The sequence below is a fragment of the Paenibacillus terrigena DSM 21567 genome, from assembly GCF_000374845.1.
In the GTDB taxonomy this organism is placed as follows: Bacteria; Bacillota; Bacilli; order Paenibacillales; family Paenibacillaceae; genus Paenibacillus_K; species Paenibacillus_K terrigena.
Genome location: NZ_KB895434.1, coordinates 1 through 25,509, shown reverse-complemented (window position 1 = coordinate 25,509; position 25,509 = coordinate 1). Strand labels below are relative to the sequence as shown.

At 46.7% G+C, this 25,509-nt stretch carries 21 protein-coding genes and 1 pseudogene; 17 read left to right on the top strand and 5 right to left on the bottom strand.

Annotation, left to right across the window (positions count from 1 at the left end; translation table 11 throughout):
- Positions 1-20: 20 nt before the first annotated feature.
- Entirely contained in the window at positions 21-914 is an 894-nt protein-coding gene (locus tag C558_RS0128830; protein WP_018759765.1) for a carbohydrate ABC transporter permease, read from the bottom strand.
- A gap of 19 nt (positions 915-933) precedes the next feature.
- A complete protein-coding gene (locus tag C558_RS0128825) occupies positions 934-1,905 on the bottom strand; it encodes an ABC transporter permease (RefSeq protein WP_018759764.1) in 972 nt (323 codons plus the stop codon).
- Between the two features lie 178 nt (positions 1,906-2,083).
- Between C558_RS0128825 and C558_RS0128820 the strand changes: the two genes are divergently transcribed.
- The 4 genes from C558_RS0128820 to C558_RS0128805 all read left to right on the top strand — a co-directional run bounded on the left by C558_RS0128820 (position 2,084) and on the right by C558_RS0128805 (position 9,291).
- On the top strand, positions 2,084-3,634 hold the full coding sequence (locus tag C558_RS0128820; protein ID WP_018759763.1) for a response regulator: 1,551 nt from the start codon (positions 2,084-2,086) through the stop codon (positions 3,632-3,634).
- Positions 3,612-5,384: a sensor histidine kinase gene (locus C558_RS0128815; protein ID WP_018759762.1), complete on the top strand. Its 1,773-nt coding sequence runs from the start codon at positions 3,612-3,614 to the stop codon at positions 5,382-5,384. The genes C558_RS0128820 and C558_RS0128815 overlap by 23 nt, the downstream gene beginning before the upstream one ends.
- A gap of 134 nt (positions 5,385-5,518) precedes the next feature.
- The gene (locus C558_RS0128810; protein WP_018759761.1) at positions 5,519-7,138 is read left to right on the top strand and encodes an ABC transporter substrate-binding protein; all 1,620 of its coding nucleotides are present in this window, start codon (positions 5,519-5,521) and stop codon (positions 7,136-7,138) included.
- Between the two features lie 47 nt (positions 7,139-7,185).
- On the top strand, positions 7,186-9,291 hold the full coding sequence (locus C558_RS0128805) for an alpha-galactosidase (RefSeq protein WP_018759760.1): 2,106 nt from the start codon (positions 7,186-7,188) through the stop codon (positions 9,289-9,291).
- A 137-nt stretch (positions 9,292-9,428) separates the two neighbouring features.
- Here C558_RS0128805 and C558_RS0128800 read toward each other — a convergent pair whose 3' ends face one another.
- Positions 9,429-10,322, bottom strand: coding sequence for an AraC family transcriptional regulator (locus tag C558_RS0128800; protein WP_018759759.1), 894 nt, complete (start codon positions 10,320-10,322; stop codon positions 9,429-9,431).
- A gap of 163 nt (positions 10,323-10,485) precedes the next feature.
- Between C558_RS0128800 and C558_RS0128795 the strand changes: the two genes are divergently transcribed.
- The 10 genes from C558_RS0128795 to C558_RS0128750 all read left to right on the top strand — a co-directional run bounded on the left by C558_RS0128795 (position 10,486) and on the right by C558_RS0128750 (position 22,855).
- Positions 10,486-13,815 (top strand): DUF5107 domain-containing protein, encoded by a 3,330-nt coding sequence (locus C558_RS0128795; RefSeq protein ID WP_018759758.1) that lies wholly within the window; start codon positions 10,486-10,488, stop codon positions 13,813-13,815.
- Positions 13,816-13,830: 15 nt separating this feature from the next.
- Positions 13,831-14,772 carry an aldose epimerase family protein gene (locus tag C558_RS0128790; protein WP_018759757.1) on the top strand — a complete coding sequence of 314 codons (942 nt, stop codon included), beginning with the start codon at positions 13,831-13,833 and terminating at the stop codon, positions 14,770-14,772.
- A 277-nt stretch (positions 14,773-15,049) separates the two neighbouring features.
- Entirely contained in the window at positions 15,050-16,552 is a 1,503-nt protein-coding gene (locus C558_RS0128785) for a UDP-N-acetylmuramoyl-L-alanyl-D-glutamate--2,6-diaminopimelate ligase (protein WP_018759756.1), read from the top strand.
- A gap of 443 nt (positions 16,553-16,995) precedes the next feature.
- Positions 16,996-17,544 (top strand): sugar O-acetyltransferase, encoded by a 549-nt coding sequence (locus tag C558_RS0128780; protein WP_018759755.1) that lies wholly within the window; start codon positions 16,996-16,998, stop codon positions 17,542-17,544.
- A 138-nt stretch (positions 17,545-17,682) separates the two neighbouring features.
- Positions 17,683-18,348: a DUF899 domain-containing protein gene (locus C558_RS0128775; protein ID WP_018759754.1), complete on the top strand. Its 666-nt coding sequence runs from the start codon at positions 17,683-17,685 to the stop codon at positions 18,346-18,348.
- A 298-nt stretch (positions 18,349-18,646) separates the two neighbouring features.
- Positions 18,647-19,102 (top strand): DinB family protein, encoded by a 456-nt coding sequence (locus C558_RS0128770; protein WP_018759753.1) that lies wholly within the window; start codon positions 18,647-18,649, stop codon positions 19,100-19,102.
- A 350-nt stretch (positions 19,103-19,452) separates the two neighbouring features.
- On the top strand, positions 19,453-20,448 hold the full coding sequence (locus C558_RS0128765; protein ID WP_018759752.1) for a phosphotransferase enzyme family protein: 996 nt from the start codon (positions 19,453-19,455) through the stop codon (positions 20,446-20,448).
- 227 nt (positions 20,449-20,675) lie between these two features.
- Positions 20,676-21,143, top strand: a complete 468-nt coding sequence (locus C558_RS0128760) for a GNAT family N-acetyltransferase (protein WP_018759751.1) — start codon at positions 20,676-20,678, stop codon at positions 21,141-21,143.
- A 256-nt stretch (positions 21,144-21,399) separates the two neighbouring features.
- Positions 21,400-21,834, top strand: a complete 435-nt coding sequence (locus C558_RS0128755; RefSeq protein WP_018759750.1) for a GNAT family N-acetyltransferase — start codon at positions 21,400-21,402, stop codon at positions 21,832-21,834.
- Between the two features lie 181 nt (positions 21,835-22,015).
- The gene (locus C558_RS0128750) at positions 22,016-22,855 is read left to right on the top strand and encodes a VOC family protein (protein ID WP_018759749.1); all 840 of its coding nucleotides are present in this window, start codon (positions 22,016-22,018) and stop codon (positions 22,853-22,855) included.
- A gap of 97 nt (positions 22,856-22,952) precedes the next feature.
- Here the strand turns inward: C558_RS0128750 and C558_RS34105 are convergent, their stop codons facing one another.
- Entirely contained in the window at positions 22,953-23,150 is a 198-nt protein-coding gene (locus tag C558_RS34105; RefSeq protein WP_156826302.1) for a hypothetical protein, read from the bottom strand.
- A gap of 19 nt (positions 23,151-23,169) precedes the next feature.
- On the opposite strand from C558_RS34105, the gene C558_RS32130 reads away from it, so the two are divergent.
- The 3 genes from C558_RS32130 to C558_RS0128735 all read left to right on the top strand — a co-directional run bounded on the left by C558_RS32130 (position 23,170) and on the right by C558_RS0128735 (position 25,174).
- A complete protein-coding gene (locus C558_RS32130; protein WP_018759748.1) occupies positions 23,170-23,979 on the top strand; it encodes a CPBP family intramembrane glutamic endopeptidase in 810 nt (269 codons plus the stop codon).
- A gap of 134 nt (positions 23,980-24,113) precedes the next feature.
- Positions 24,114-24,734, top strand: a complete 621-nt coding sequence (locus C558_RS32930; RefSeq protein WP_018759747.1) for a hypothetical protein — start codon at positions 24,114-24,116, stop codon at positions 24,732-24,734.
- An 80-nt stretch (positions 24,735-24,814) separates the two neighbouring features.
- Positions 24,815-25,174, top strand: a complete 360-nt coding sequence (locus C558_RS0128735) for a hypothetical protein (RefSeq protein WP_245583897.1) — start codon at positions 24,815-24,817, stop codon at positions 25,172-25,174.
- Between the two features lie 201 nt (positions 25,175-25,375).
- Here C558_RS0128735 and C558_RS34100 read toward each other — a convergent pair.
- Positions 25,376-25,509, bottom strand: a pseudogene (locus C558_RS34100) (IS110 family transposase); the annotation flags it as partial.

The following is a 25,509-nucleotide window of genomic DNA, read 5'->3' as shown; positions in this document are numbered from 1 at the left end:
TGTTCTCGAATGAAGCTGGATTAACTCTTGATCGCGCCCATCATCATCCCTTTGACGAAATATTTCTGCACGAACGGATAGACGAGGACGATCGGCAGTGTCGCTACCATCGTTACCGCCATACGAATGCTTTCGCTGGATACCGGAACGCGGGTAGAGCTTTGCGCAAGCTGCTGCGCATCCGACATCATGCCGGCTGTTTGGAATTGATTCAGAATTTTGACCAAGACGGCTTGCAATGTTTTCAGCTCCGACTTGTACGTGTAGATGTACGAGTCATACCAGGAGTTCCAGTGTCCAATGGCCAGGAACAGTCCGATCGTCGCGAGCACTGGTACGCACAGCGGCATGACGATGCGGAAGAAAATCTGCAGGTCGTTGGCGCCATCGATCTTCGCGGACTCTTCGATCTCGCCGGGCAGCTGTTCGATGAACGTACGGACCAGAATCATGAGGAAGACGCCAATCAGTCCCGGGAAGATGAAGACCCAGAAGGAGTCGATTAATCCTAGCGATTTGATGACCATGTACGTCGGAATCAATCCGCCGCCGAAATACATCGTAAAGACGAAGAAGAACGAGAAGAACCGCCAACCGATCAGATGCCGCTTACTCAGCGAGTAGGCGAGCATGGAGATGCAGAAGATCGAGAGCGATGTCCCGATGATCGTACGCAAGAGCGTGACACGAATGGCGCTCCAGATCTCTGGATTACGGAAGATGGTAAGATAACTGTCGAAGGTTATTTCCCGCGGCCAGAAGTATAACCCGCCCCGCAGCGTATCGGTCGCATCATTTAACGAGATGACGAGAATGTTCCAGAACGGGTAGAACGTGACGATGAAGATGACCGTGAGGAACAGATAGAGTGCTGTGTCGAACATATATTCCGCAATGCTTTTTTTGCTTTTCATGATAGTCCCTCCCATTGCCCTAGAATAAGGATTGCCCGTTAACTTTTTTGGCGGTGAAATTGACGATGCAGACGATGATAAAGGCTACAACCGAGCTGAACATGCCTACGGCAGAGGCGTACGAGAACATGCCATTCTGAATCCCGTAGCGGAACGAATACGTCGACAAGACGTCGGAGTAGTCTTTGGTCAGTTCATTGCCGAGCAAGAAATGCTGGTCGAAGCCGGCATTCAGAATGCCGCCTAGCGCGAGAATCAATAGAATGACGATGGTTGGCTTCAGGTGGGGCAGCGTAATATAGCGAATTTGCTTGAACCGATTGGCCCCGTCGACCTTGGCGGCTTCATAGAGCTCTGGATTGATCGCTGAAATAGCTGCCAAATACATGATCGAACTGTATCCCATATCCTTCCAAGTGTTGCCGATCGCGACGATCCACCAGAAGTACTTGCCGTTCTGCAAGAACAAGATGCTCTCATCGGTAATATGGAAAAATTTAAGAATTGCATTTATGGCGCCATCCGATGACAGTAGAGTTACGATAATATTCGCCGCGATAACCCACGAGATGAAATACGGCAGATAGGATGCGGTCTGTACCGTTTTCTTGAAGCGGACACTCTTGATCTCATTGATGGCGATGGCGATCAGGATCGGCATCGGAAAAGAGAAGCACAGCGTAATTAACGTGGATGCCAGCGTATTACGCAATACGATCAGGAAGTCGCCGTTCGTGAAGAAGTACTCGAACCAATCGAAGCCTACGAACTCGCTGTGGAACAAGGTTGTCCAGAACCCGCCTAGGTTCGGCTGGTAATTCACGAAGGACATGTACAGGCCGACCATTGGTGTATAGGCGAACAACACGGCCCAGATTAAGGCGGGCAGCATCATGAGGAAAAGGTATTTCTGCTCTTTGAAGACCGTCCAGAGCTTCCGACGAGGAATCGTGAGCTCTCGTCCATCGTGTACGTTCATGTTTGTTTGCATGTGTGACACCTCGCAGTTTCTTGTGATAAGAAAATTATAAGATCACAAAAAAATAGATGTCGATATGACAATGTTCCGAATGATGCTTGAAAATAACTTACATTTTGAAAAGGGATTCAGAAAGGCATGCCAAGGAAGCTATAATAAGTTAAGAGTCAGCGAACAAGGAGTGGTCATCATGTACAGCATATTTCTAGTAGACGATGAAGAGATAGAATTAGAAATGATGCGCGACATCATTCGTTGGGAAGAGATGGGGATTTACGTCGCGGGCACGGCCATCAACGGAAAGGATGCGTTGGAGAAAATCCAGACGATCCAGCCAGATATCGTGTTAACGGACGTTCAAATGCCCATTATGAACGGTATTGAACTCGCGAAGCAGGTGACGGAGCAGTTCGATTGGATGAAGATTGTCTTCTTGACGGGACATGATGAAATTACATATGTGAAGTCGGCACTCAATGTCGGCGCCGTCGGTTATTTATTGAAACCGCTGGATCTGGAAGAGATCGCAAGTGTGATGACGCGCGTCAAAGAGAAGTGCGAAGAAGTTCGGTTGAAAAATAGATCGATCCAAGTGACCAAATCGAACATCTTGAAAGAACTGATCTATGAGAAGAACGAGGATCGCAAAAGCAACTTGATGGAGAGCTTCGAGCGGTTGGAACGAAGATCCTATCAGGCGGATTATACCGTGGTTCTGGTCTCCATTGACGACCATGTCGAGGAGCGGGAGATGTTCATTGAGGATGCGATGAATCAGATTCGTACGTTCATGGGCCATTATTTCCTCTCGTGCCAGCTGTCCTGGAACGATGTCTCGCTACGTGAAGGGGAGATGCTGATCCTGATGGACAGTCATCCCCGCGTGATGCAGCGCTTGTTCTGGGTCGAGCTTGCGCAGGCAGTGAAGCAAGCACTGCCTTTTATGGTCACGTTAGCCGTCACGGAACAGGTTGGACCGCTTACGCAAGTTCACGCGCTGTATGATCATGCGAGGAAGGTGTTAAGCGAACTCTTTTATACAGGGTACGGCAAAGTGATTTTTGCACAGGATATGCGCATGAATATGGAGAGCGATCAGTTGCCGCCTTTTGCAGAGAACGAATTGTTGGAAGCGGTTCAACAGATGGAGGAAGAACGGGTTGTCTGGATGTTGCAGGAGTATTGTACGCGGCTAGTGACGCTGCGGGTGCGCAAGAAGCACATTCATGATTGGGCGCTGGATCTTGTGGGAAGAATTCAGGACCAGCTTCGCAGTAATCCTTCGGATACGAATACGGCGGAGACGCGGGCCAATGTCTACCATGCGATTTATGATTGCCAGACGATCCATGAAATCGAAGAGGCTGTCAGTCAGATACTGAGACATATGATGGATTCGATGAAGGATCGGTTCACGGATAAGAACTTGAAGCTGGTGCACCAGGTGAGTTCCATTATTCAGCAGACCTATCATGAGCAGATTACGATTACGAGCCTTTCCAGCCAAGTCTACCTGTCACCGAATTACTTGCGGTCGATTTTTAAAGAGAAGACCGGCGTGACAATTCATGATTATTTGACGCGGATTCGTCTCGAGAAGGCCAAGCAGATGCTATCGGATCCTTCGCTGAAAGTCCAGGATATTGCGCAAAAAGTAGGCTACGAGAGTACTTCATACTTCATTTCCCTATTCCTGAAGCATCAAGGAGTCACGCCGAATGAATACCGAAAAAACCTATAAGAAGCTGCGTTTCTGGCAAACGATTGCCCATCGGCTGTCATGGATGACGGATTTGAAGCTGCGCAACAAGTTTATTATCATTTTTCTGCTATCGATCATTCCATTCTTCGGCATGATTTATTATTCCTATACCTCGACCCGGGATCAGATTACGGAGCAGACGTATGCGAGCTTGAGTGGCACACTGAATCAAATTAACACGAATATCGAGAATCGATTGGAGTACTATCATCAGTTATCCAATATCATGTACATGGACTCGCAGCTTCGCAATTACCTGTCGAATGATTATGAGCAGGCGTTCTATTATTTGGATGCCTTCGAGTACATCAATCGGCAGTTCAGCGCGATGCTCGCACTCAACACGAATGTACAGGGGATCACCATTTATACGGATAATAAAACGCTGTATTCGGACGGCGAATATATTCGATATACGGAGGAGCTTCCTGAGGCGGTGCGGCGGATGGCCATTCAAGCGGCGGGCGACACGGTCTATACCCAGATGGACGAGCATACCTTGATTCTGGCGCGCTCGCTGAGCTACTTCAGCCTGACACATCCGTACGGGATCTTGATTATCCAGATTAGCAACGCGGAGCTCTACTCCCTCATTGAGAAAGAGAACAATAACAAAAGCGTCTATATTATCGACCAGGCCGGCCGCGTCATTACGACATCCGACAAGAATCTGGCGTCGAAGAAATTATACGATACATTCCCGATCGCGGATGATCTTCAGTCGACCTCCGGCAATTTCGACAAGCAGGTGAACGGGGAGGATCGGTTCTTCACGTACAAGGCGTTGAGCAACGGATGGAAGACCGTCATCACCGTCCCGTATCATGAGCTGCTCGAGAATACGAATAAGGCGACGGCACGCATTGTATGGATTTCGGTGATCGCCTTTGCAGCTTCGATCCTATTAATCTATGTGACGACGAAGCTCATTACGAAACGGATTGAGAAGCTGCTTCTCTATATTCGCAAAGTGGAAAAGGGGGATTTCCAGGTCTCCATCCAGTCGATGGGGCATGATGAGATTGGGCAGTTATCGTTCGCTTTCAACAAGATGGCCTCCAAGATTCAAGATTTGATCGAAGATGTGTACGTGAAGGAAATATCGACGAAAGAAGCGGAGTTAACGACGATGCAGGCCCAAATCAATCCGCATTTTCTATACAATACGCTTGCCTCGATCTCCTCACTTGCATTGAAGGAAGGCGGCACCAAGGTCTACGAGATGGTGAACTATCTCGCGAAATATTACCGAATCTCCTTGAACAAAGGCAAGCGGATTATCCTCGTGAATCAAGAGATTCAACTGGTAAAGAACTACATTGCGATTCAAGAGATTCGATTCCGGGGCATGCTGCATATGCATTATGACCTCGACGAAGAGCTGTTCAAATATACGACGATCAAGCTAATTCTGCAGCCGTTCATTGAGAATTGCATTAACCATGCCATATGTCACGAGTCGGGTATTAACATCATCGTGAAGCTCTATGCGGAGGGCGACGATATCGTGTTCCAAGTGATCGACGATGGCGCGGGGATGCCGCCAAGGAATCTGGAGGATGCCTTCCAGACGGCGAATAATTTATCGGGCTACGGGATTAAGAACGTCAATGACCGCATTCAGTTGACCTATGGCGATGCGTATGGGGTCGATGTCTTTAGCCGGCTGGGCATTGGGACGACAGTAACTGTGCGCATCCCGAAGCGTCACAGCTATGAGATGATCTAGCCATTCAACGATGAAAGACGTTTTCCACTATGAATCATAACATTGCGTTATAGATTATCGAATCAAGGCTTCTTACAATTAATCTTAGATTCAGTAGGCAACCATCAATACGAACTTCAGAGAGGGGTTAATGTATGAAGAAGGTAAACTTAGTTGTATCGGCGGTATTGGTTCTATCTTTGCTGGCTGGCTGCGGTTCGAATTCGGCTTCCAATGAGACAGGTTCAGGAGCAGGATCGAATTCGGCAGCGAACGATACAGCTCCGATCAAGCTGACATGGTTCGATAAGAATACGGGCGATGCGTTCACGAACCCGGTAGCGAAGGCGATTACAGAGAAGACAGGAGTAACGGTGGAGATCCAGCAGCCGACAGGGAACCCGCTCGAGAAGCTGAACTTGATGCTCGCGAGCAACGATTTGCCGGATGTTCTCATGCTGGATCGTGGAAGCGATATCATGAACAAGTACATTGCTTCGGGGGCGATCATTCCGCTGAATGACCTGATCGACCAATACGGCCCGAACATTAAGAAGATGTACGGCGATACGCTCAAGAAGACAAGAAGCGCTGACGGGAAGAACTACTATTTGGCGAACTGGTACGGTCTCGAGAAATACCCGGTATTCGGCTTCTTGATGCGGATGGATATGCTGAAGGAGCTTGGCGTCGGCGATAAGGTGAATAACGGTGAACCGTTCACGGCGCAAGAATTCGAAGAGTTGCTCGTGAAATTCAAAGAGAAATATCCGACGATCGACGGCAAGCCTTCCATTCCGATGACGCTCAATGGGGAAGATATGGGCAGCGTGCAGTGGACATTCAAGGGGATGTTCGGCATGAAGACCTATTACGAAACGAATGGGGAGCTGAAGAAAGATATCCGCGATCCGCGTTACCTGGACATGATGAAATTCATTAATTCCTTGTACAACAAAGGGTTGATCGATAAAGAGTGGGCGACGATGAAGACCAAGCAGTATGAACAGAAGATCGCCGCCGGCAACGTGTTCGCCACAGCAAATGCTTCGTGGAACGTAGGGGCCCCGAATACGCTGCTCAAGGCGGATGCGCCGGAAGGTACGAACAAGGAAGAGCGTCAGCTCTATCAATATAAAGTGCTAGGGCCGAACATTGCGGCTGACCTGACAACATACGGACCGAAGAGCTCCTTGGGCTGGGACGGCGTAACGATCTCGAAGACGAATAAAGATCCGGTGCGTACGATCAAAATGTTGGATTTTTTAGCTAGCGAAGAAGGCCAGTATTTGCTAATGTGGGGATTAGAAGGCAAGGATTGGGACATGAAGGACGGGAAGCACGTTCCGCGCCAAGAAGTGCTGGATGCATTTACGAAGGATTGGAATGAAGCTTCCAAGACGACGGGCATTCGCAAATGGACATGGATGATCAAGAACGGTCCGGGTTCGGACGGTACGCCTTACGATCTGATCGGACGCTACAAATCGGATCCAACGACGGATCTCGCGATCAAGAACTTGGCGGATACGGCTTACGATACGGCACCTTACGACAATCTGGGCCCTGCTGGCGGTACACCGGAAGCGATCATGGAGCAGAAGGTTGGCGAGACAATCAATAAGTATTATCTCAAAATGGCGCTCGCACCGACAGAACAACAAGTCACGGATATGTACAACCAGATGATGAAGGAAGTAGAAGCCGCAGGACTTGCAAAGCTTGAGAAGGTCTATAACGAGAACTATCAGGCACGATTGGAATTGTGGAAGTAACGGGGCAATAAAACATCACGAAATCGTTGAGAGCAGGTGGATAGCTAGTGATTCAGTATCAAGAACAGCATCGCATTTTCGCAATTCAGACGAAAGGCTCCTCTTATGTATTCGGTATTAACGCGAAAGGGATCCTGCAGCATCTGTATTGGGGCGAACCCGTGGATGTGGAAGATTGCATTCCGCTGCTTACGAACAAGGGTCATAGCTCCTTTGATATGGAACTGGAAAGGGAGATCGAAGAATACAGCTTTTGGGGAGGGCTCATCTACAGCGAGCCTTCCTTGAAGGTCATCTGGCAGGATGGCGTACGCGATCTCTGTATGGATTATGCAGGGCATCAGATCACGAAGCAGGATGGCAAAGAAACCTTGGTGATTACGATGAATGACCGAGTCTATCCGATTGAGGTGCATTTAACTTATGCAGTCATCCCGGAATTTGATCTTGTCGAGCGTTCCGTGCGCATCGTTAATACGGGCGAGTACGAGATCGTCTTGGAGAGCATGCAATCTGCGGCGTGGAGCCTTCCGACCTTGCCAGATTATCGGTTAACTCATGTCACGGGCAAATGGTCCGGAGAATTCCAACTACGCAATACCGTGCTATCGGAAGGGAAAAAAGTGCTCGAATCCCGCCGAGGCTTCACGGACGGCCATGCGAATCCATGGTTCGCCGTGGATAACGGGCATGCAACGGAAGAACGTGGACAAGTCTGGTTCGGTGCTCTTGCATGGAGCGGCAACTGGAAGATCACAGCGGAGAAATCGTCATTCAACCAAGTCCGGGTAAGCGGCGGGATCAATGATTTCGATAGTGAATGGATCCTTGGTCCGGGGGAGAGCTTCAATACGCCAATGTTCGTCGGCGGGTATACGGAAGGCGGATTCGGCGAGATGAGCCGGCATCTCCATCATTATCAATACCAGTATATTATTCCGAGCCAAGAGCCGAGGAAGGTATTGTATAACTCTTGGGAAGCGACTTATTTCGATGTTAATGCGAAGGACCAGATGGCGCTGGCGGAACGTGCGGCGAAGCTAGGGGTAGAGCTGTTCGTCGTCGATGACGGCTGGTTCGGCGCACGTAACCATGATCGAGCGGGGCTTGGGGATTGGTTCGTGAACCAGGAGAAGTTCCCGAACGGATTGAATGAACTGATCGAGAAGGTGCATGCGCTCGGCATGGAATTCGGGATCTGGGTTGAGCCGGAATCCGTCAATCCGGACAGTGAATTGTATCGCCAGCATCCGGACTGGGTCTATCACTTTCCGACGCGAGGACGGACGGAGCTGCGCAATCAGCTGCTGCTCAACATTTCGAAGCCGGAAGTGAAGCAGTATATTTTAACGTTCATGATCGATCTGCTATCGAAGCATGACATTACGTTCATTAAATGGGATATGAACCGTACGATCACAGAGCCGGGCATGAAGGATCATCCGATCCATCGTCAGAAGGAAGTATGGATTCGCCACGTGCAGACACTGTATGAGATTTGGGCCGAGCTGCGCGAGCGCTTCCCGCATGTCGCCTTCGAGACGTGTGCTGGCGGGGGCTCACGGATTGATCTTGGTATCCTTCGCTATGCGGATCAATCGTGGCCGAGCGATAACACGGATGCCTTCGATCGCCTGAGCATTCAGGAAGGATTCTCGTATGCGTATCCGCCGAAACTCATGACCTGTTGGGTGACGGAATCGCCTAGCGGCATGAATAAGCGAGTGACGTCACTGGCGTACCGCTTCCACAGCGCCATGATGGGGACGCTCGGGATCGGGTCGAATCTGAACGAATGGAGCGATGAGCTGATCGAGCAATCGGCTGCCTTCGTACAGCAGTACAAAGACATTCGCCCGGTGATTCAATACGGACAGCAATACCGGCTGCCAGCCTTGAAGCATAAAGGCGTTACAGCCGTACAATATGTGAGCCTAGACGGCTCGGAGAGCGTCCTATTCGGGTTCCTGCATTCCCAGCGTCTCGGTGAACCGCTGCCGCGCCTTCGTCTGCAAGGGCTGCAAGCCGATCAATCCTACCGGATCGATCAGCTCGAAGGCACATGGACGGGTCGGGCGCTGATGAACATTGGCATCGAGCTGCCGCTGCGAGGCGATTTCGATAGTCTGATGTACCGCATACAGTGTGTCTAAGCCGGAATAATCATTGATTTTAAAATATAAGAATTTATTAGTATTACGAAATAAACTGCTCTTATATTTCTCGAAGATACGCTTATCGTCCGATAAAGGACGACGAAGTCTCGTTTCTTCTTGCTTCGTTAGGGAAGTCATCCCTTCCGCGTATCTCGGTACGCGGAAGGGGACTTCCCTATTATTTTTTTGAAGATGCGGGAGAAGTAGTAGGGGTCCTGGAAGCTGAGCTGAAGGCTGATTTCCTTGATGCTCTGATTCGTTAAGTCTAGATACTGGCACGCCCGCTGGATTTTGAGCCGTAGAAAGTAATCGATGGGCGAGTATCCCGTCGCATCCTTGAACAGCATCGAATAATGAGGGACGGATAGTTTCGCTTGCTCCGCCAGCTCTTGCAGCGTCACCTGCTGTTCTATGTGCGCGCTCATATATTGCAAGGATTCCTCAATATCGTGTTTGTTCTGCCGTGACTTCGGCACCTTCGGCTGCTGCTGCGAGAATCGTATGAGCGCGGCGAGATGGCAGGCCAATTGCGAGACATAAATAATATGATTTAACGAGTATCCTTTCTCTAGAAGTTCATAGGATTCATGGAACAGCTCAATGATTTGCGTCGATTTCTCCACCGAGACTTGCGATGATGCCGTGAACGAATCAATGCCCTCGAAGAAAGCAGGTGCATTCTCGCCCCGCATATGAAACCAATAAATAGTCCATGGGTGGGATTCGGTTGACCCGTAGGCATGGGGCGTGTTCGCTGGGATGACGATGATCGATCCTTTGTGCATCTGATGCAGTTTGTTCTGATTTAACCGAACCCATCCTTCACCAGCAATGCAATACATGATGATGTAGGACGGGCTGCCCTCGGGACGCTCGCGATAGTGATGCATCGCCTGCGGGAAGTAGCCGATGTCGGTGATATACAGTGACCGGATCAGCGGATGGGAAGCATATTCTGCCAAAATATGTTCCGGCAGCACGATTAATTTTTGCGACATGAAGCCGTCTTGTTTTTTGATCGTATCCATGCTTCAACTATGCTTCTTCCTCCCTGAAATGTCAATGAAGAGTGTTGGGTTATAATCATAAAATAGTCCATCACAATCATGCGATAGTCAATGGTGTTCATGGCCGGAAGCTCGTAAGATGGGGGTATCACAATGAATCTATTGCATTAGGAGGGTACAGACCATGACAACGTTAGTAGAGAGCGTGAAAGTATGGGAAGAGACGATTAACATCCCAACATATGAAGTAGGGGAGCCGGACAAGAATCCCATGTTCCTAGAGAAGCGGGTCTATCAAGGCAGCTCGGGCCGCGTCTATCCGAATCCGGTCATTGATAAAATTTACGATGATAAAGTGATGAAGCCGTATCAAGTGGTGTTCCTCGAGAATGAATATGTTCAGATCCAGATCATGCCGCAAATTGGTGGTCGTGTCTATCGTGCGATCGACAAGACAAATCAATATGATTTCGTCTATCACAACCAAGTGATTAAGCCCGCGTTGGTCGGCCTTACCGGTCCGTGGATCTCGGGCGGCATCGAGTTCAACTGGCCACAGCATCATCGCCCGAATACGTTCGGTCCGGTGGAATACCGCATCGAAGAAAACCCAGACGGCAGCAAGACGGTATGGGTCGGCGAGATCGACCGCATGTACGGAACGAAGGTGACGACCGGATTTACGCTGCACCCGGGCAAAGCGTATCTTGAGATACATGCCCAAATGTATAACCGTACATCCGAGCCGCAGACCTTCCTCTGGTGGGCGAATCCTGCGGTAGCCGTCAATGATCATACGCAATCCGTATTTCCGCCGGATGTGCATGCTGTATTCGATCATGGCAAACGCGACGTATCGAAATTTCCGATCGCGACCGGAACGTATTATAAGATGGACTATTCCGAAGGGGTCGACATTTCGAAATATTCCAATATTCCCGTACCGACATCGTATATGGCGTACCATTCTGATTACAATTTCGTCGGCGGTTATGACCATCAGCTGGAAGCCGGCATTCTGCACATCGCGAATAAGCATGTCTCGCCGGGTAAAAAGCAATGGACTTGGGGCCATGGCGAGTTCGGACAGGCATGGGATCGTAACTTGACGGATGAGGACGGCCCGTACATTGAACTCATGACCGGTGTGTATACCGATAATCAGCCGGATTTTACATGGCTTCAGCCGTATGAAGAGAAGAGCTTCAAGCAATATTTCATGCCTTACAAACACCTTGGCATGGTGAAGAATGCGTCCATCGATGCGGCCGTGAATTTGGAAGTGACAGGCCAGTCGATCACAGCTTATGCGTATGCGACATCCGTCTTCGAGGATGTGCACGTGCTGCTTAGAAGTCCTCGGGTAACTTATGTCGATAAGACGATGACGCTGTCGCCGACGGCAACCTTCTCCATCACGGTGGATCTGGATCCGGAAGATCGGGAGGAAGATCTCGTGATCGCGGTATTCTCCGCAGGCGGAAGGGAGCTTATCTCATATCAGCCAAAACCGAAGAAAGTCGAGCAGACGCCGGATCCTGCCAAGGCCATCGGCGAGCCGGAAGCGTTAAAAAATACGGAAGCACTTTATCTCGCAGGGCTGCATCTGGAGCAGTATCGTCATGCGACGTATGAACCGGATGCCTACTATCTGGAAGGGCTTCGCCGTGACCCGGGAGATATTCGACTCAACAACGCATATGGCCAGCTGTTGTTACGTCGGGGGCTGTTAGAACAGAGTGAAGCTTATTTCAGGAAAGCGATCGAGACGCTGACTCGGCATAATGCTAGACCTTATGACAGCGAGCCCTACTATAACCTCGGAAAAACGCTCAAGCTGCAAGGTCGGCTCGACGAAGCCTTTGCCGCATTCTACAAATCGGTGTGGTCGGCAGCGTGGCAGGCGGCAGGATACTTTGCGCTCGCGCAAATCGCCTGCGAGAAAGAGGCGTATGAGGAAGCGTTAGAACTCCTGGACCGCTCGCTCTGCATGCAAATGCGGAACTATAAAGCCCGCAATCTGAAGAGCTTGGTGTTACGCAAACTGAACCGTCTCGAAGAAGCGGCGCGGTATACGGAGGAGACCATCGCGCTGGATCCGATTGAATTCGGTTCTCGCAATGAACGCATTTACATGTATGAGCAAGTCGGGGATACCGTCAATGCAGTGAAATGCTTCGAAGAGTTGGAAGGGTTGATGCGAGGCAATGCCCATAGCTATATTGCGCTGGCACAAGATTATGCCGATGCCGGGCAATATACGGAGGCGCTTATTGTGCTCGAGCGTATCGCTTCATGTTCAGCGGGTCACGTGTACCCGATGATTCGCTACTACCAAGGGTTCTACAGCATGAAGCTTGGCCGTGCCGATGTATGCGACGCTTTCTATCATCAGGCTGAGGCGGCAGATCCAACGTATTGCTTCCCGAACACCGTGCAGGATTTCATTGTGCTGAAGCATGCGACGGATGCACGCGAGAACGATTCGAAGGCACCGTATTATCTCGGTAATTTGCTCTATGACAAGAAGCGTCACGGGGAAGCCGTCGCTTATTGGGAGCAGTCCGTACAGTTGAATGATACGTTCGCTACGGCGCATCGCAATCTTGCGTTAGCTTATTTCAACAAACAAGGGAATCCTGAGGCCGCGTTGGCATCGCTCGAGCAAGCATTCTCCCTGAATACTGCAGATGCGCGTGTCTATTATGAGCTGGATCAGCTCTATAAGAAGCTTGCGTACACGCCAGAACAACGACTAAGCATGATGGAGAAGCATATGGCACTCGTCGAAGCGCGCGATGATCTCTATCTGGAATATATTACACTCTACAATTTGCAGGGCCGTCATGAGGAAGCGATCGGTCTGATTCTGAACCGGCATTTCCATCCTTGGGAAGGTGGCGAAGGGAAAGTGCCAGCCCAATATGTCATCGCTCGCGTGGAATGGGCGAAGAAGCTGCTGCAGGAAGGCCGGGTTCAAGAAGCTATTGATCAATTGCTGCTGGCGAAGCAATATCCGCTGAACATCAATGAAGGGAAGCTGGAAGGCGCGCAGGAGAACAACATCCATTATTATCTGGGCTTCGCGCATCAACAGCTGGGAGAACAAGATATCGCGCAGCATTATTTGGAGCTCGCTTCGAGAGGGTTGGATGAGCCGACGAGCGCGATATATTATAACGACCAACCGCCGCATATGATCTTCTACCAAGGGGTTGCATGGCGTCAATTAGGCAATGAGAAAGCGGCACATAGCCGGTTCAATAAGTTGATCGACTTCGGCGAGCAGCATCTATTCATCGAGCAGAAAATTGATTATTTTGCCGTCTCGTTGCCGGATTTCCTCGTGTTCGAAGAAGATTTGAACAAGAAGAACCGCATCCATTGCCATTATATGATGGGGCTTGGTCATCTGGGGCTCGGCAACCAAGAGGAAGCGAAGAAGAGCTTCCAGCAAGCGCTGTCGCTCGATCCGATCCATCAGGGCGCGATGATTCATCTGGCGCTGGTGTAGAGAGGAGCTGCTTGTATGACACGATGGGAACGATGTGAGAAGCAGTCGGGTCATGACATATGGATTGGTCGTAATGCATGGATGGAGATCAAGGTCGTGCCCGCACTCGGCAGCAAAATGATATCGCTGAAGCATCTTCGGACAGGTAGAGAGTGGTTGTCGGAAGCCGCTGGTCCCCTTGGGAATAAGGGGTATGCGACTTCATTCGCAGACAGCGACGGCAGCGGCTGGGATGAGATGTTTCCGACGATCAACGCATGCGCCTATCCGGATCATCCTTGGCAGGGGACGGAAATGGCTGACCACGGCGAGGTGTGGTCCATACCATGGCAGGTCGAGATCGCGGATGAGCGACTCAGCTGTCATGTGCATGGCGTGCGGCTGCCGTACCGGCTGAGCAAAACGTATTCGTTCACCGAAGAACAACGCTTGCGGATCGATTACACGGTGTACAATCCCAGCCCGTTCCCCCTCTCGTTCTTGTGGGCGGCGCACCCGTTATTCGCCGTCCATGAAGGGATGGAGATCATCGTCCCATCCGAGCTGAATGAGATCGTCGTTTCATACTCACAGCATGAGAGGCTTGGACGGATGGGAGACGTGCGAAGCTGGCCGATTCCGTTCGAGGATCATCCAGAGATTCGTCTGCATCAAGTTGAAGCGATGACGGCAGGGACGGCGGAGAAGTATTATTTCCGAGGCGAGCTGCCGGAAGGACGGGCAGGACTTCACGATCCGAGCACAGGCGAGTCACTGATGATGTATTTTCCGGTGGAACAAGTGCCTTATTTCGCGGTGTGGGCGAATTACGGAGGATATCAAGGCGGGTATAATGTTGCGCTAGAGCCAGCAACAGGATTTTTGGATGACTTGTCTTATGCGATGAAGCAAGGGATGGTAGCAACCATCGAAGCGGGAGGCCGCTATCATTGGTTTCTTGAAGTTGAATTAACATAAAAAAGAGGCGCGGAAAGGCGGCAGGCTTGGTAATAGAAGGCTTGCTGCCCGACCGGGCCTTTTTTTTAGTTGGATGTGGATGACTCAATGCATCCGAGGGATGTTCTCAATCATAGCTTTCGGCACCTAATTCCATGATTCTTCCTCGTCGCATTCTCATCATCTGTGGTACGGCGCTTACGCTGAATGTATGACGAACTGGAAAATGTTAGAGGAAAAATTTATCGATGGGCGAATATGATATATAAAGTAATTTACCGAAAAGGGGCACTTTCAAGTGGAATTAAAAGAATTGATTGATCTTCTAACCATCGCTGAAGTACGTGGTAATGTGAATGTTAATATAACTGGTATCAAAATGAATTCACAACATGTAACCCCTGGAGATCTGTTTATTTGTGTTCCTGGTATACCTGGCTTCCAAGAAGATCGTCACTCTTATGCTGAAGATGCAGTCAAAGCTGGGGCGGTCGCCCTTATAGTAGAGCGTGATATTAACGTATCTGTACCAACCGTCAAAGTGCCTGATTCTCGATATGCTATGGCAGTGATAGCTTCTCACTTTTATGGTTATCCGAGTAGTGACTTAAAATTGATAGGCGTTACTGGAACAAATGGAAAGACCACTACATGTCATATGCTTGAATCGATATTGGCGCATGCAGGATTTCATACGGGGTTGATGGGGAACCTTGGAACAAAAATTGGTTCAATGACGATGGAAACCGATATCAATACCCAAGAGCCTCCTGTTCTACAGTCAAATTTAAAGAAAATGAAAGATGCTTCCATCGATTATTGTGTTATGGAAGTCACTTCTCAAGGGTTAAATGTAGGACGTGTGCTAGGTTGTGAATTTCGAACTGGAATTTTTACGAACTTAACGCAAGATCATTTGGACTATCATGGAACAATGGAAAATTATTTAGCCGCTAAAGGATTATTATTTTCAAGAATAGGAAATTCTTTTTCTCCTGACCTATCTCAACGCAAATTTGCCGTTTTAAATGCAGATGATACTGCATCTACAATATTTCGTAAATTAACTGCTGCACAAGTCTTAACCTACGGAATTGTTAATGAAGCAGATGTTATAGCAAAGGACATACAGTTGAATGCTCAAGGAACTGTATTTAATTTAGTTTCCTTCGCAGGAACGATATCGGTTAAATTAAGAATGGTAGGAACTTTTAATGTGTACAACGCGCTCGCTGCCATAACAGCTTCATTAGCCGAACAGATCCCTTTATATGCAATCCAAGAAGGGTTGGCTAGCCTTTATACTGTACCTGGCAGAATGGAAGTCATCGATGAAGGTCAGGACTTCCTTGTGCTTGCTGATTACGCTCATACCCCTGACGGATTAGATAATGCGCTCTCGACAGTTCGTGAGTTTGCGAAGAGAAGAGTTATAGTAGTTTTTGGTTGTGGTGGTGACAGGGACCGTACAAAACGTCCGGTTATGGGCAATCTCTCAGCAAAGTACAGTGATATTGTAATCGTTACTTCGGATAATCCACGGTCGGAAGATCCAATACAAATCCTACAGGATATTGAAGTTGGATTAAAAGAATGTGGAGTAACAAATGCCACATATGAACTCATTGAAGATCGGAGAGAAGCAATAACAAGAGCCATTCAAATTGCTGAGTCTGGGGATATTGTACTTATCGCAGGGAAGGGTCATGAAACCTACCAAATTTTAAAGGATCGAACGATACATTTTGACGATCGAGAAGAAGCCAGAAAAGCGATTCAAGAAAAAATGTCGATATCATAGCAGAGATGATTATTGAGCTAACGGAACACAAGATAAGGAGCTTGCTTGAAGCGGCTCCTTTTTGACTTGTTGAGGTAAAGGTGTTGGAATAGTAGTTATTTCCTTCTTGGGAGTGCTTTTTGGCGCAAATAGAACTTCTATGTTCTTTTTGACGCTGTCTGATATTCACCTTATCGCGTGTATCGGAGATTTCTCCCCAATACATGTAACCTCCATTACGGCAGCGTACCAGCTGTCGTTTTTAATTTAGAAACAGCAGACCATCCATGTTATAAAAAATGAAATCGGAATCGGAATAAATTCTTGTCATTTATCGGTACAAATACTTGTCATCTGACAATATGAGTTAACGGACAGCAGTGGAATGCCTTTACTTTGATTCGCCAAAACTATAAGTTTGATTTAACCGAACTACACAAATTGAAATTAAAAGGAGTATACATATGGGCGATAGCAAAAAAGAAAAAATTTATTATCAAAGAAGTACTGAAGAATTAAAGTTGAAGAGCATTAGAGCTCAGAGACTGGTTCAAGAATTTAACAGGAGTGACGTTGAAGAATTTGAAAAGAAAGAAAATATTATTCGGGAATTGTTTGGAAGTGTAGGAGAAGGGCTTAGCATCGAGCACAACTTTCATTGCGATTTAGGTTACAACATACACGTAGGTAATAACTTTTATGCAGGTTATAACTGTACGATTTTAGACATGGCAGAGGTAAGAATTGGTGATGATTGCATGATAGCTCCTAATGTTGGGATCTATACCGCTGGTCATTCTGTAGAACCAAAGGGTAGAAATAAAAGTGGTTATGGAATACCGATAACTATAGGAAACAATGTATGGATTGGCGGGAGCTGTGTAATCTTACCTGGTGTAAATATTGGTGATAATTCCATTGTAGCTGCAGGTTCAGTTGTCACGAAGGACGTGCCTGCAAATACAATAGTCGCGGGTAATCCAGCAAAAATAATAAGACAAATAACCGAGTAATATTTCAACTCTGTATTTGTATTATTACGCTAACGAGCAGATTTGCTTAATATTAAATGCGCAATTCATAAGAAATTACAATTATTCAAATTGTTATAATTTAAAGAGATACTCAGAATAATTTCAGGGAGGAGCCAAATGACAATGAACCAAACAGCACTTCCACAAATCGTTTCAGAACAAGAGTGGCTGACTGCTCGAGAAAAACTGCTCGTCAAAGAGAAGGAACTCACTCGTGCGTTGGATGCACTGGCCGCAGAACGTCGCAGGTTGCCGATGGTAAGGATCGTTAAAGATTATGCATTCGAGGGCCCGAACGGTACAGCGAATCTTATTGATCTTTTCGACGGACGACGGCAGCTCATCGTCTACCACTTCATGATGGCTCCGGGATCGAACCACCGTTGCCGAGGCTGCTCGTCATTCGTAGACAATATTGGCCATCTTGCTCATCTGCATGCTCGTGATACGACCTTTGTTCTAGTCTCCCCTGCACCATTATCACAGATCGAGCCCTACAAGAGGCGCATGAGTTGGACTGTACCCTGGTTCTCTTCGAATGGCGATAACTTTAACCTGGACTGTGGTGCAGGTAGTGGATTCGGCCTGAGTGTCTTTCTCCGTGATGACGAACAAGTTTATCGTACCTATTACACTATGGCTCGTGGTGTTGATAGGCTCAGAGCTGACTTCAATCTCCTTGACCTGACACCCTACGGGCGCCAGGAAGACTGGGAGGATTCACCTGAGGGTTGGCCGCAAACACCACCTTATACGTGGTGGCGGCTGCACGATGAATACTAATCGTGACCCGAGGAAGGAACAAACTTGATGAATTGCAGGATTTTCGAGCGATAGCTGTCGTTATTTGTTCGGAAGCATTCCCTAACAGCAGGAGAAGGTAGTCAGCTGAGGCTGGCTGCCTTTTACGCTAACGGGACACGATAGCTCAATAAATGACATTTGAAGGTAGCTGACTTCTTGAGATCGGCTGCTGCCTTTTCTCAACTAACGGGCAGGATATTATCAAAAGACTCTCGAATAATTAGATAAAATTGGAAATGCATGAGTTCAAATCATATCGAATAAGGCGGCTGAATTAATGAACGAAGAACAAGTTTTTGAACAATTCAAAATGTGGAGAAGATGGACGATTGATTTGGTGGAGTCACTGGACGAGGCCCTGCTTGACGATATTCCTACTGGTTTCTCGAATAATATAAGGTGGAATATCGGACACATATTGGTTGGGTGGGATCATGCTGTTTTTACCAATCTCCAGAAGGATAGGCAATTATCTCTCCAATATCACACCATGTTTCCTAGAGGCAGTATGCCATCACTTTGGGTTGAAACTCCTCCCTCGCTAATTGAACTTCGAAATAATTTATCTAAACAACAAGATGACATTGTAAATGCAACACGAGGAAAACTAGACAGAAGATTAGTTGAACCGTTTCTCCATATGAACACTATTGGAGAGATAATGCTATTTCAACTAAGCCATGAAGCATTACATGCGGGAGTCATAACAGGTATAAGGCGTTGTTTGGCATGAAAAACTGAAATGGGAGTTCAAAAACCTAAATTTTTTGTTCTATTTTCATACAACAGGAGTCCTTATTAATCCCGTCGTGTAGATGTCCGGCGCTCGACCATTAAGCTAATGGGACACTATAGCTTAATAAAAAACTAAAACGCGGCTGCCGGCATGATCGGCAGCCGCGTTGTGCTAACGGGCAGTTTAGTTTAGAAGCAAGTGAATGTAACATCCAATATGTGGTAATATAAGAATCTCCTAAAACGAGGAACGTGAGAGTAGAGGGGGATATGGTCATCTTCTTTCAGTTTTAGGTGGTTTAAGCTAAAAATGTGAGGATAATCTACTATGCTAAGGAGTGGCATTCTATGGATTATACGAAGTGTTTTAAGGAAGTTATACTGAACTATTCTTTTATCGACCCTATTGTGGAATTTATTCGACATAATGAAAACATTACTTACAAGGTAACAGAAAAGGGATCTGAAGACACTTACTTGTTACGAATGCATAAACCAATTACAAAAAACATGCAGGGTGTACAAAACACGCGTGAGGCGATTCAATCGGAGCTAGAATATTTGTTAGCTTGGTCATCTCATTCCGAATTACCTGTTCAAATCCCTGTTCCGAATATAAACGGTGAACTAGTAACAAACGTTGTCATGGAGAGCGAAGAAGTATATTGTTCCGTCTTGAAATGGATTGCAGGGGAAACCATGTCTAAGATAGATTTCACTAATGAGGAAATGGTTAGTACCTTGGGGAAGCGTATTGCACATTTACATCAGTTTTCGAGGAGTTTCGAACATGGTATAAGTTTTATAAGACCCCATTATGAGATAGAGTGGCTTAATAACATATTGACCAAATTTCGATCAGGCGAAAATATTGGTATTATCACCACCGAGGAATTTAAAATTCTTGAAAATACATTTTCGCTGGTAACCGATCGTATGAAAGGGTTGAGCAAAAGTTCTGAAACATGGGGATTCATCCATGCCGACATTCACCATAGCAACCTAATTAGCACATCATCGGGAATCTCATTCATTGACTTTGGATTATCGGGATTTGGATATTACGCAATGGATGTGGCTTCTGCTGCCCTATTTACTAAAAGTGATTTACGGGATGATCTGCTTTCCAGCTACACAAATATAATTTCAAGGAAGATAGACATTGCACAATTAGAAGATTTCATGTTTTTGGAAATATGCGTACTCTACGCATTTCGAGTAAGTAATGAAGGAATGCATATATGGATACGTGAAAATATACCAAGTCTGATTGAACTAAGTAAATCCTTGCTTAATGGGAAAGAGGTTTTTTATAAAATCAATCAAAGAGGCTTAGCAAACTAGAGAAGCCCGTAATTAAAGAAAACAAAGTACGCAGCTCATCGGAACCCTCCTTACCTTAAAATACTTACAAAGTTCTTATTCTTCATAGGGTGTTGCGCTAACGAATAACGATAGCTCAATAAAAACACTTGAAGACATCCGGATTCTTGATGGATGCATTGTTAGTTGAACAGTGATAAGGTGAAACAGCATCAATCATGTATTTTCCATAAAAAGGAGTCTCAACCGTGAATGAAAAAAAACCTATATATTCGTCTAACCTCGTCATTAGAAGCGCAGTCGACGATGATGTCGATATGCTGCGCGACGTCTTTCGCCGTGCGTCGCTGACAATCGAGGGCGACCGTGATCTCATCGCTACTCACCCTGAATGGCTTGTGTGGGACGACGCGATGTTGCCGTTCGCACGTGTCGCTGTTGTTGACGGGCGGGTCGTAGGCTTTGCGTCGGCACGTCCAGTCGACGATTTCCTCGAACTCGAGGATCTGTTCACTGATCCAGATTGGATGCGCCAAGGCGTCGCGAGTGCACTAATCGAAGACATTGTGCGTCGCGGTGTACGAGTAGAGGTGACCGCCAACCCGCACGCGATAGGGTTTTACGAGTCCGTTGGCTTCGTCGCCAGCGGCGTCGCCAACACACAGGGTGGGACGGCACCACGGATGGACCTCGATGTCACGCGTGCTCGATTTTGAAATCATTAGAGATATAGAACTAAGTCAAATCAGATATCAAAAAGCACTTATATAATCACAACTCATTACGCTAACGGGACACGATAGCTTAATAAATAACTAAGACGCGGCTGCCAGCTCGATTGGCATCCGCGTTTCTCTATAGGGCAGTTTTTCGAAAGGATATATGGAATATTTTAGCAATATGTGTTAAAGTTAAGTTGTTCCATCTTATGATATACGGTTTCATTAAATGAAACAAAAGAGGTGTATGCATATGATCCATGTCATTCGGAAAGCAAAAAAAAGTGATATTACTGTTCTTTCACACCTGATGGAAGAATTGAGTGGTAAACCTATCTCTCATGAAGATATGAATAATCGACTAAAAGTGGTAGAAGAAAGCAGCACAGATACAATTTTTGTTTATGAAAAAGATTCGGAGATTCAAGCAACTCTTGTATTTAGAATAAGGGAAAATATTCGTGAGGTAAGTCGTTATGGGGAAATTTGTATAATTATAGTTAGATCATCAGCAAAGCGGCGTGGAATAGGAAGACAACTTATGGATTTTGCAGAGCACCTTGCGAAAGAATTAGGATGCAAGGGCACATACCTCATCAGTGGTTTTGGGCGAAAAGCAGAAGCCCATCAATTTTATCTGGATTTAGGGTACAAGATAACTGGTTATCGCTTTGTGAAAGAGCTATGAATGAACGTCACTTAACTGACGGAGAACGAGAGTTGAGGAGCTTGCTTGAAGGCAGCTCCTTTTAGCTTGTTGAAGTAACGGGCAGGATAGTTTATCAATATATTTTTCATTATTGCAGGAAAATATTGGTGAGAATTGAATTCTTACTTGTACTAAAAAAAGAGGAAAGAAGGTTTGCCCGATGGAGGTTACGCAGCAGCCAGCTACGGTTACATCTGTCCCTAAATTGGCATATGACGGCGGACAAATCGATGTAATTTGGGACAATCATGAAATGGCTGTCCAATGGTATGAAAAACATATGGGATTTACCCGCAAGCAAGTAATGAATGGGAAAAATGAAAAATTATCTACAGCGGAAATTATGACCGAGTTGCGAGCTGGTTTATGGCTCAAATCTGTACTGACGGACAGAAGAGTTAATCATTTTTTCGCCGAACGTGGCACGGTTGACCCAAACGTTCGTTGGTGTCATGCTACGCGTGACTTAGAAGCCGAGCATGCTTATTTCCAAAAAGAAGGCATACGTACTTCTGACATTTATTACACAGCCGATGGTAAGGGTCACTTTGATTTTTGGGGATTCGAAGGTACCCGCTTAACCGCAGCAGAAAGCCAAGATATTCAAGACGGTTCACGCTTTGGCGGAAGTTGGGTTCGTATTGGAGTAAGAAATCTTCAAGAGGCTAGGACGTGGTATGAAAAATATTTAGGGATGGTATTATTGGAGGATTACTCTACAAAAGGGTCCCTAAAAATGGGGTTATCTTTGGAACATCATCCCGATGCACATTCCGTTTGGTGGCTTGACCAACTTTCAGAAGACGCACCGGATAATGGACCAGTAGATGGACCTTGCCGCCCATATTGTGTCACTCATGATGGAGAGGCTTTTTCTCAATATTTTCAATATCTACGAGATAACGGTATCCGTACTTCTGACTACATTACTGGTGGTTTTTTTACGTTTTTTCACTTTTATGACCCAGACGGCAACCGATTTAATGTATATAAATATTAACTGAATCGTAAACGACCAGAGTGTGACAAAAACCTCTGATAGACCTTTGCACTAACGGGACACTATAGCATTCGCCCTTGCCTTCTAAAATGATTCGTTACGCTAACGGGACACTATAGTTTAATAACATAACTAAGACACGGCTGCCGACATAGATCGGCAGCCGTGTTACGCTAACGGGCAGATTAGTTGAAGTCGTGGTTACGTCATCCGTCTCCAGTCCAGGCGATAACGAGACTTTAGCCTGTTTTAGCGAGATGATCCTTCGCTTAAGATGATGGTATGGAAAAATCATCTGATCGAGGTGGCTTGATATGACGTTAATCGATAGTCCGAGATTCAATCGACTGAGCGGGATCGTGCTCGCTTATTATGTTCTAGCTTCCGTCTTCGCGCTACTGCTTGGAATCGTGCAGCCGGCTACCGGCATCCCTGTGGTGATCATCCAGCTGACGCAGTTCGGGCCGATGCTGGCGGTACTTGTCGTTCTGTGGTTACTCCCTGGCTCTCAAGGGCTTGTTCGCCAGGCGGGACTCCAATCATCGAAGGCGGGCATTGCTCAATTGGGGGAAGCAGTGCTGATCGTGGTGGCGATTTTCGTGGTCGCGCTGGCCTGGTACGGATTGTCCGGCCATATGATCGACTTTACGAATCCGTTCGATCTGGCGCACCCGATATGGCTCATCGTCATTGCGCAGTTCATCGGAGCGGCTGGAGAAGAGATCGGTTGGCGCTGTTTTCTACAGCCCGCCCTACAGACCCGCATGGGCGTCCTACTATCCTCTGTCGTCGTCGGACTGCTGTGGGGCGTGTGGCATGTGGGGGTGTTCGCCGAGGGCTGGCTGTACGCAAGTTCGTTCATCTTGTTTGCCGTCTGTCTCTCGGTCATCCTCGGAGAGCTGCTGCGCGGCAAAAGACTTAAGTTGCCGACGGCCACGACGTTCCACGCGCTGATTAACCTAGCGATGCTGCTATGGTTCAAGGAAGAGGGAGGAGACGCTTACGCGATGGCGACGATGGCGGTTGCAACCTTGATCGCTGCGGTGTGTGCGCTGATCGTTCACTCGGTTCGCACGGGCAGGGGAACGAGGAAAAGTAATAATACCTTCCCTGAATTGCGCTAACGGGACACGATAGCTTAATTAAAACGCGGCTGCCGGCATGGATCGGCAGTCGCGTTGCGCTAACGGGCAGATTAACGCAATAACAAGCTCGAAAATATGGTACAATTTGTAATACTAATGGGAGGTAAATGCATTTGAGAAATATTGTTGAAGATGATCAGTTTCTAAGTGAAAGAACTGAGATGATGTATTATTTTCAAGATAAGTTTTACAACTCCGATGAAAGTGAAATAATTCATTCACCGTCGGGGAAGTTCAAACTTGAAATCCATCACTATAATCATGAAGAAGATAATATTAGGAGATACAATTATACCAAAGGGATTGTTACGGATAGTGACAATAATACCATCGACATAATATATAGAAACCTCGACCCGTTCCTTTTCAGTTGGGTGGAGGTAAATGGCATAGAATATCTGTTGTGCGGACTCGATTATCAGGGGTATTCAATTGTTAATTTATCAAATAATGAGACCAAAAATTATGTTCCCGAAGAGGCTTATGATGGGCGTGGATTCTGTTGGGCGGAAATAATGTATTTCCAACAAAAAAAACTAATAGTGGTTGATGGTTGCTATTGGGCATGTCCTTATGAACTTGTTTTTTATGATTTTTCTAATCCGATGAATGTTCCATATAAAGAATTATTCCTCGTGGAAGTTGACAGCATCACAAATTGGGATAACTGGAAAGATTCCTCCAGAATTAGATATCTTGATACGGAAAATAACGAGAAGGAATTTGCTTTTTAGAGACTACGCTAACGGGACACGTTAGTTCAATTTTCTGCATTTAGAAGGGTTTTCCTCGTTTCATTACGAATATGGAATACATGAGTGAGGTGAAATTAATGTATGACTATATAAGCATCCATTCTGATGATTACACAAAAAAAGTAAAGTCGAAGATTTTGGAACAATACTTGATTAGTAATTTGGGTTTTGAAAAAGTCAGTCACCTAATATATTGCACAGAACTCCATGGAGAGAGGATCAGGCTAAGAGGCATTCCAGCTGGACTAGATGGTAACTACGCGTATGATACACTAGAAGGTATTGAAGAAGTAAACTTAATTGAAATAGATTTACCTAGCTGCATTAGTAATATTTTAGAACACCCCATATCTAACGTTGCTACTGCCATTTCAAAAGAGTTCTCATGGATCATAGATGAGGACCATGGATTAAACTAACGGGACACTATAGCTCAATGATGACACGACGGCAGCCGGCCAAAACGATCGGCTGCCGTCGTTGCGCTATTCTAGCTAATAGTTTGTCAATATTTAAAACTTAATGGATTCAATCGCCGGTGGTATACTGAAAAATGAGTATAGCAAATAACCCTTCCTGCAGTTGTGGGAAGGATTTCCTGAGAAGGTGAGAATTTCTTTCTAACTCAATTGAAATGCTTCTTTTTTAGTAAGGATCGCGTAAATCCAGTGGATCAGCTTGTTTACGCAGGCAATTACGGCTACTTTAAACGGCTTGCCCTCGGCACGTTTTTTATCGTAATAGGCTCGGAGCT

What these genes read in the sequence shown, in the direction of transcription:
- C558_RS0128830 (WP_018759765.1), bottom strand. Translation starts at nt 914, where the DNA reads ATGAAAAGCAAAAAAAGCATTGCGGAATATATGTTCGACACAGCACTC.
- C558_RS0128825 (WP_018759764.1), bottom strand. Translation starts at nt 1,905, where the DNA reads ATGCAAACAAACATGAACGTACACGATGGACGAGAGCTCACGATTCCT.
- C558_RS0128820 (WP_018759763.1), top strand. Translation starts at nt 2,084, where the DNA reads ATGTACAGCATATTTCTAGTAGACGATGAAGAGATAGAATTAGAAATG.
- C558_RS0128815 (WP_018759762.1), top strand. Translation starts at nt 3,612, where the DNA reads ATGAATACCGAAAAAACCTATAAGAAGCTGCGTTTCTGGCAAACGATT.
- C558_RS0128810 (WP_018759761.1), top strand. Translation starts at nt 5,519, where the DNA reads ATGAAGAAGGTAAACTTAGTTGTATCGGCGGTATTGGTTCTATCTTTG.
- C558_RS0128800 (WP_018759759.1), bottom strand. Translation starts at nt 10,322, where the DNA reads ATGGATACGATCAAAAAACAAGACGGCTTCATGTCGCAAAAATTAATC.
- C558_RS0128795 (WP_018759758.1), top strand. Translation starts at nt 10,486, where the DNA reads ATGACAACGTTAGTAGAGAGCGTGAAAGTATGGGAAGAGACGATTAAC.
- C558_RS0128790 (WP_018759757.1), top strand. Translation starts at nt 13,831, where the DNA reads ATGACACGATGGGAACGATGTGAGAAGCAGTCGGGTCATGACATATGG.
- C558_RS0128780 (WP_018759755.1), top strand. Translation starts at nt 16,996, where the DNA reads ATGGGCGATAGCAAAAAAGAAAAAATTTATTATCAAAGAAGTACTGAA.
- C558_RS0128775 (WP_018759754.1), top strand. Translation starts at nt 17,683, where the DNA reads ATGACAATGAACCAAACAGCACTTCCACAAATCGTTTCAGAACAAGAG.
- C558_RS0128770 (WP_018759753.1), top strand. Translation starts at nt 18,647, where the DNA reads ATGAACGAAGAACAAGTTTTTGAACAATTCAAAATGTGGAGAAGATGG.
- C558_RS0128765 (WP_018759752.1), top strand. Translation starts at nt 19,453, where the DNA reads ATGGATTATACGAAGTGTTTTAAGGAAGTTATACTGAACTATTCTTTT.
- C558_RS0128755 (WP_018759750.1), top strand. Translation starts at nt 21,400, where the DNA reads ATGATCCATGTCATTCGGAAAGCAAAAAAAAGTGATATTACTGTTCTT.
- C558_RS0128750 (WP_018759749.1), top strand. Translation starts at nt 22,016, where the DNA reads ATGGAGGTTACGCAGCAGCCAGCTACGGTTACATCTGTCCCTAAATTG.
- C558_RS34105 (WP_156826302.1), bottom strand. Translation starts at nt 23,150, where the DNA reads ATGATTTTTCCATACCATCATCTTAAGCGAAGGATCATCTCGCTAAAA.
- C558_RS32130 (WP_018759748.1), top strand. Translation starts at nt 23,170, where the DNA reads ATGACGTTAATCGATAGTCCGAGATTCAATCGACTGAGCGGGATCGTG.
- C558_RS0128735 (WP_245583897.1), top strand. Translation starts at nt 24,815, where the DNA reads ATGAGTGAGGTGAAATTAATGTATGACTATATAAGCATCCATTCTGAT.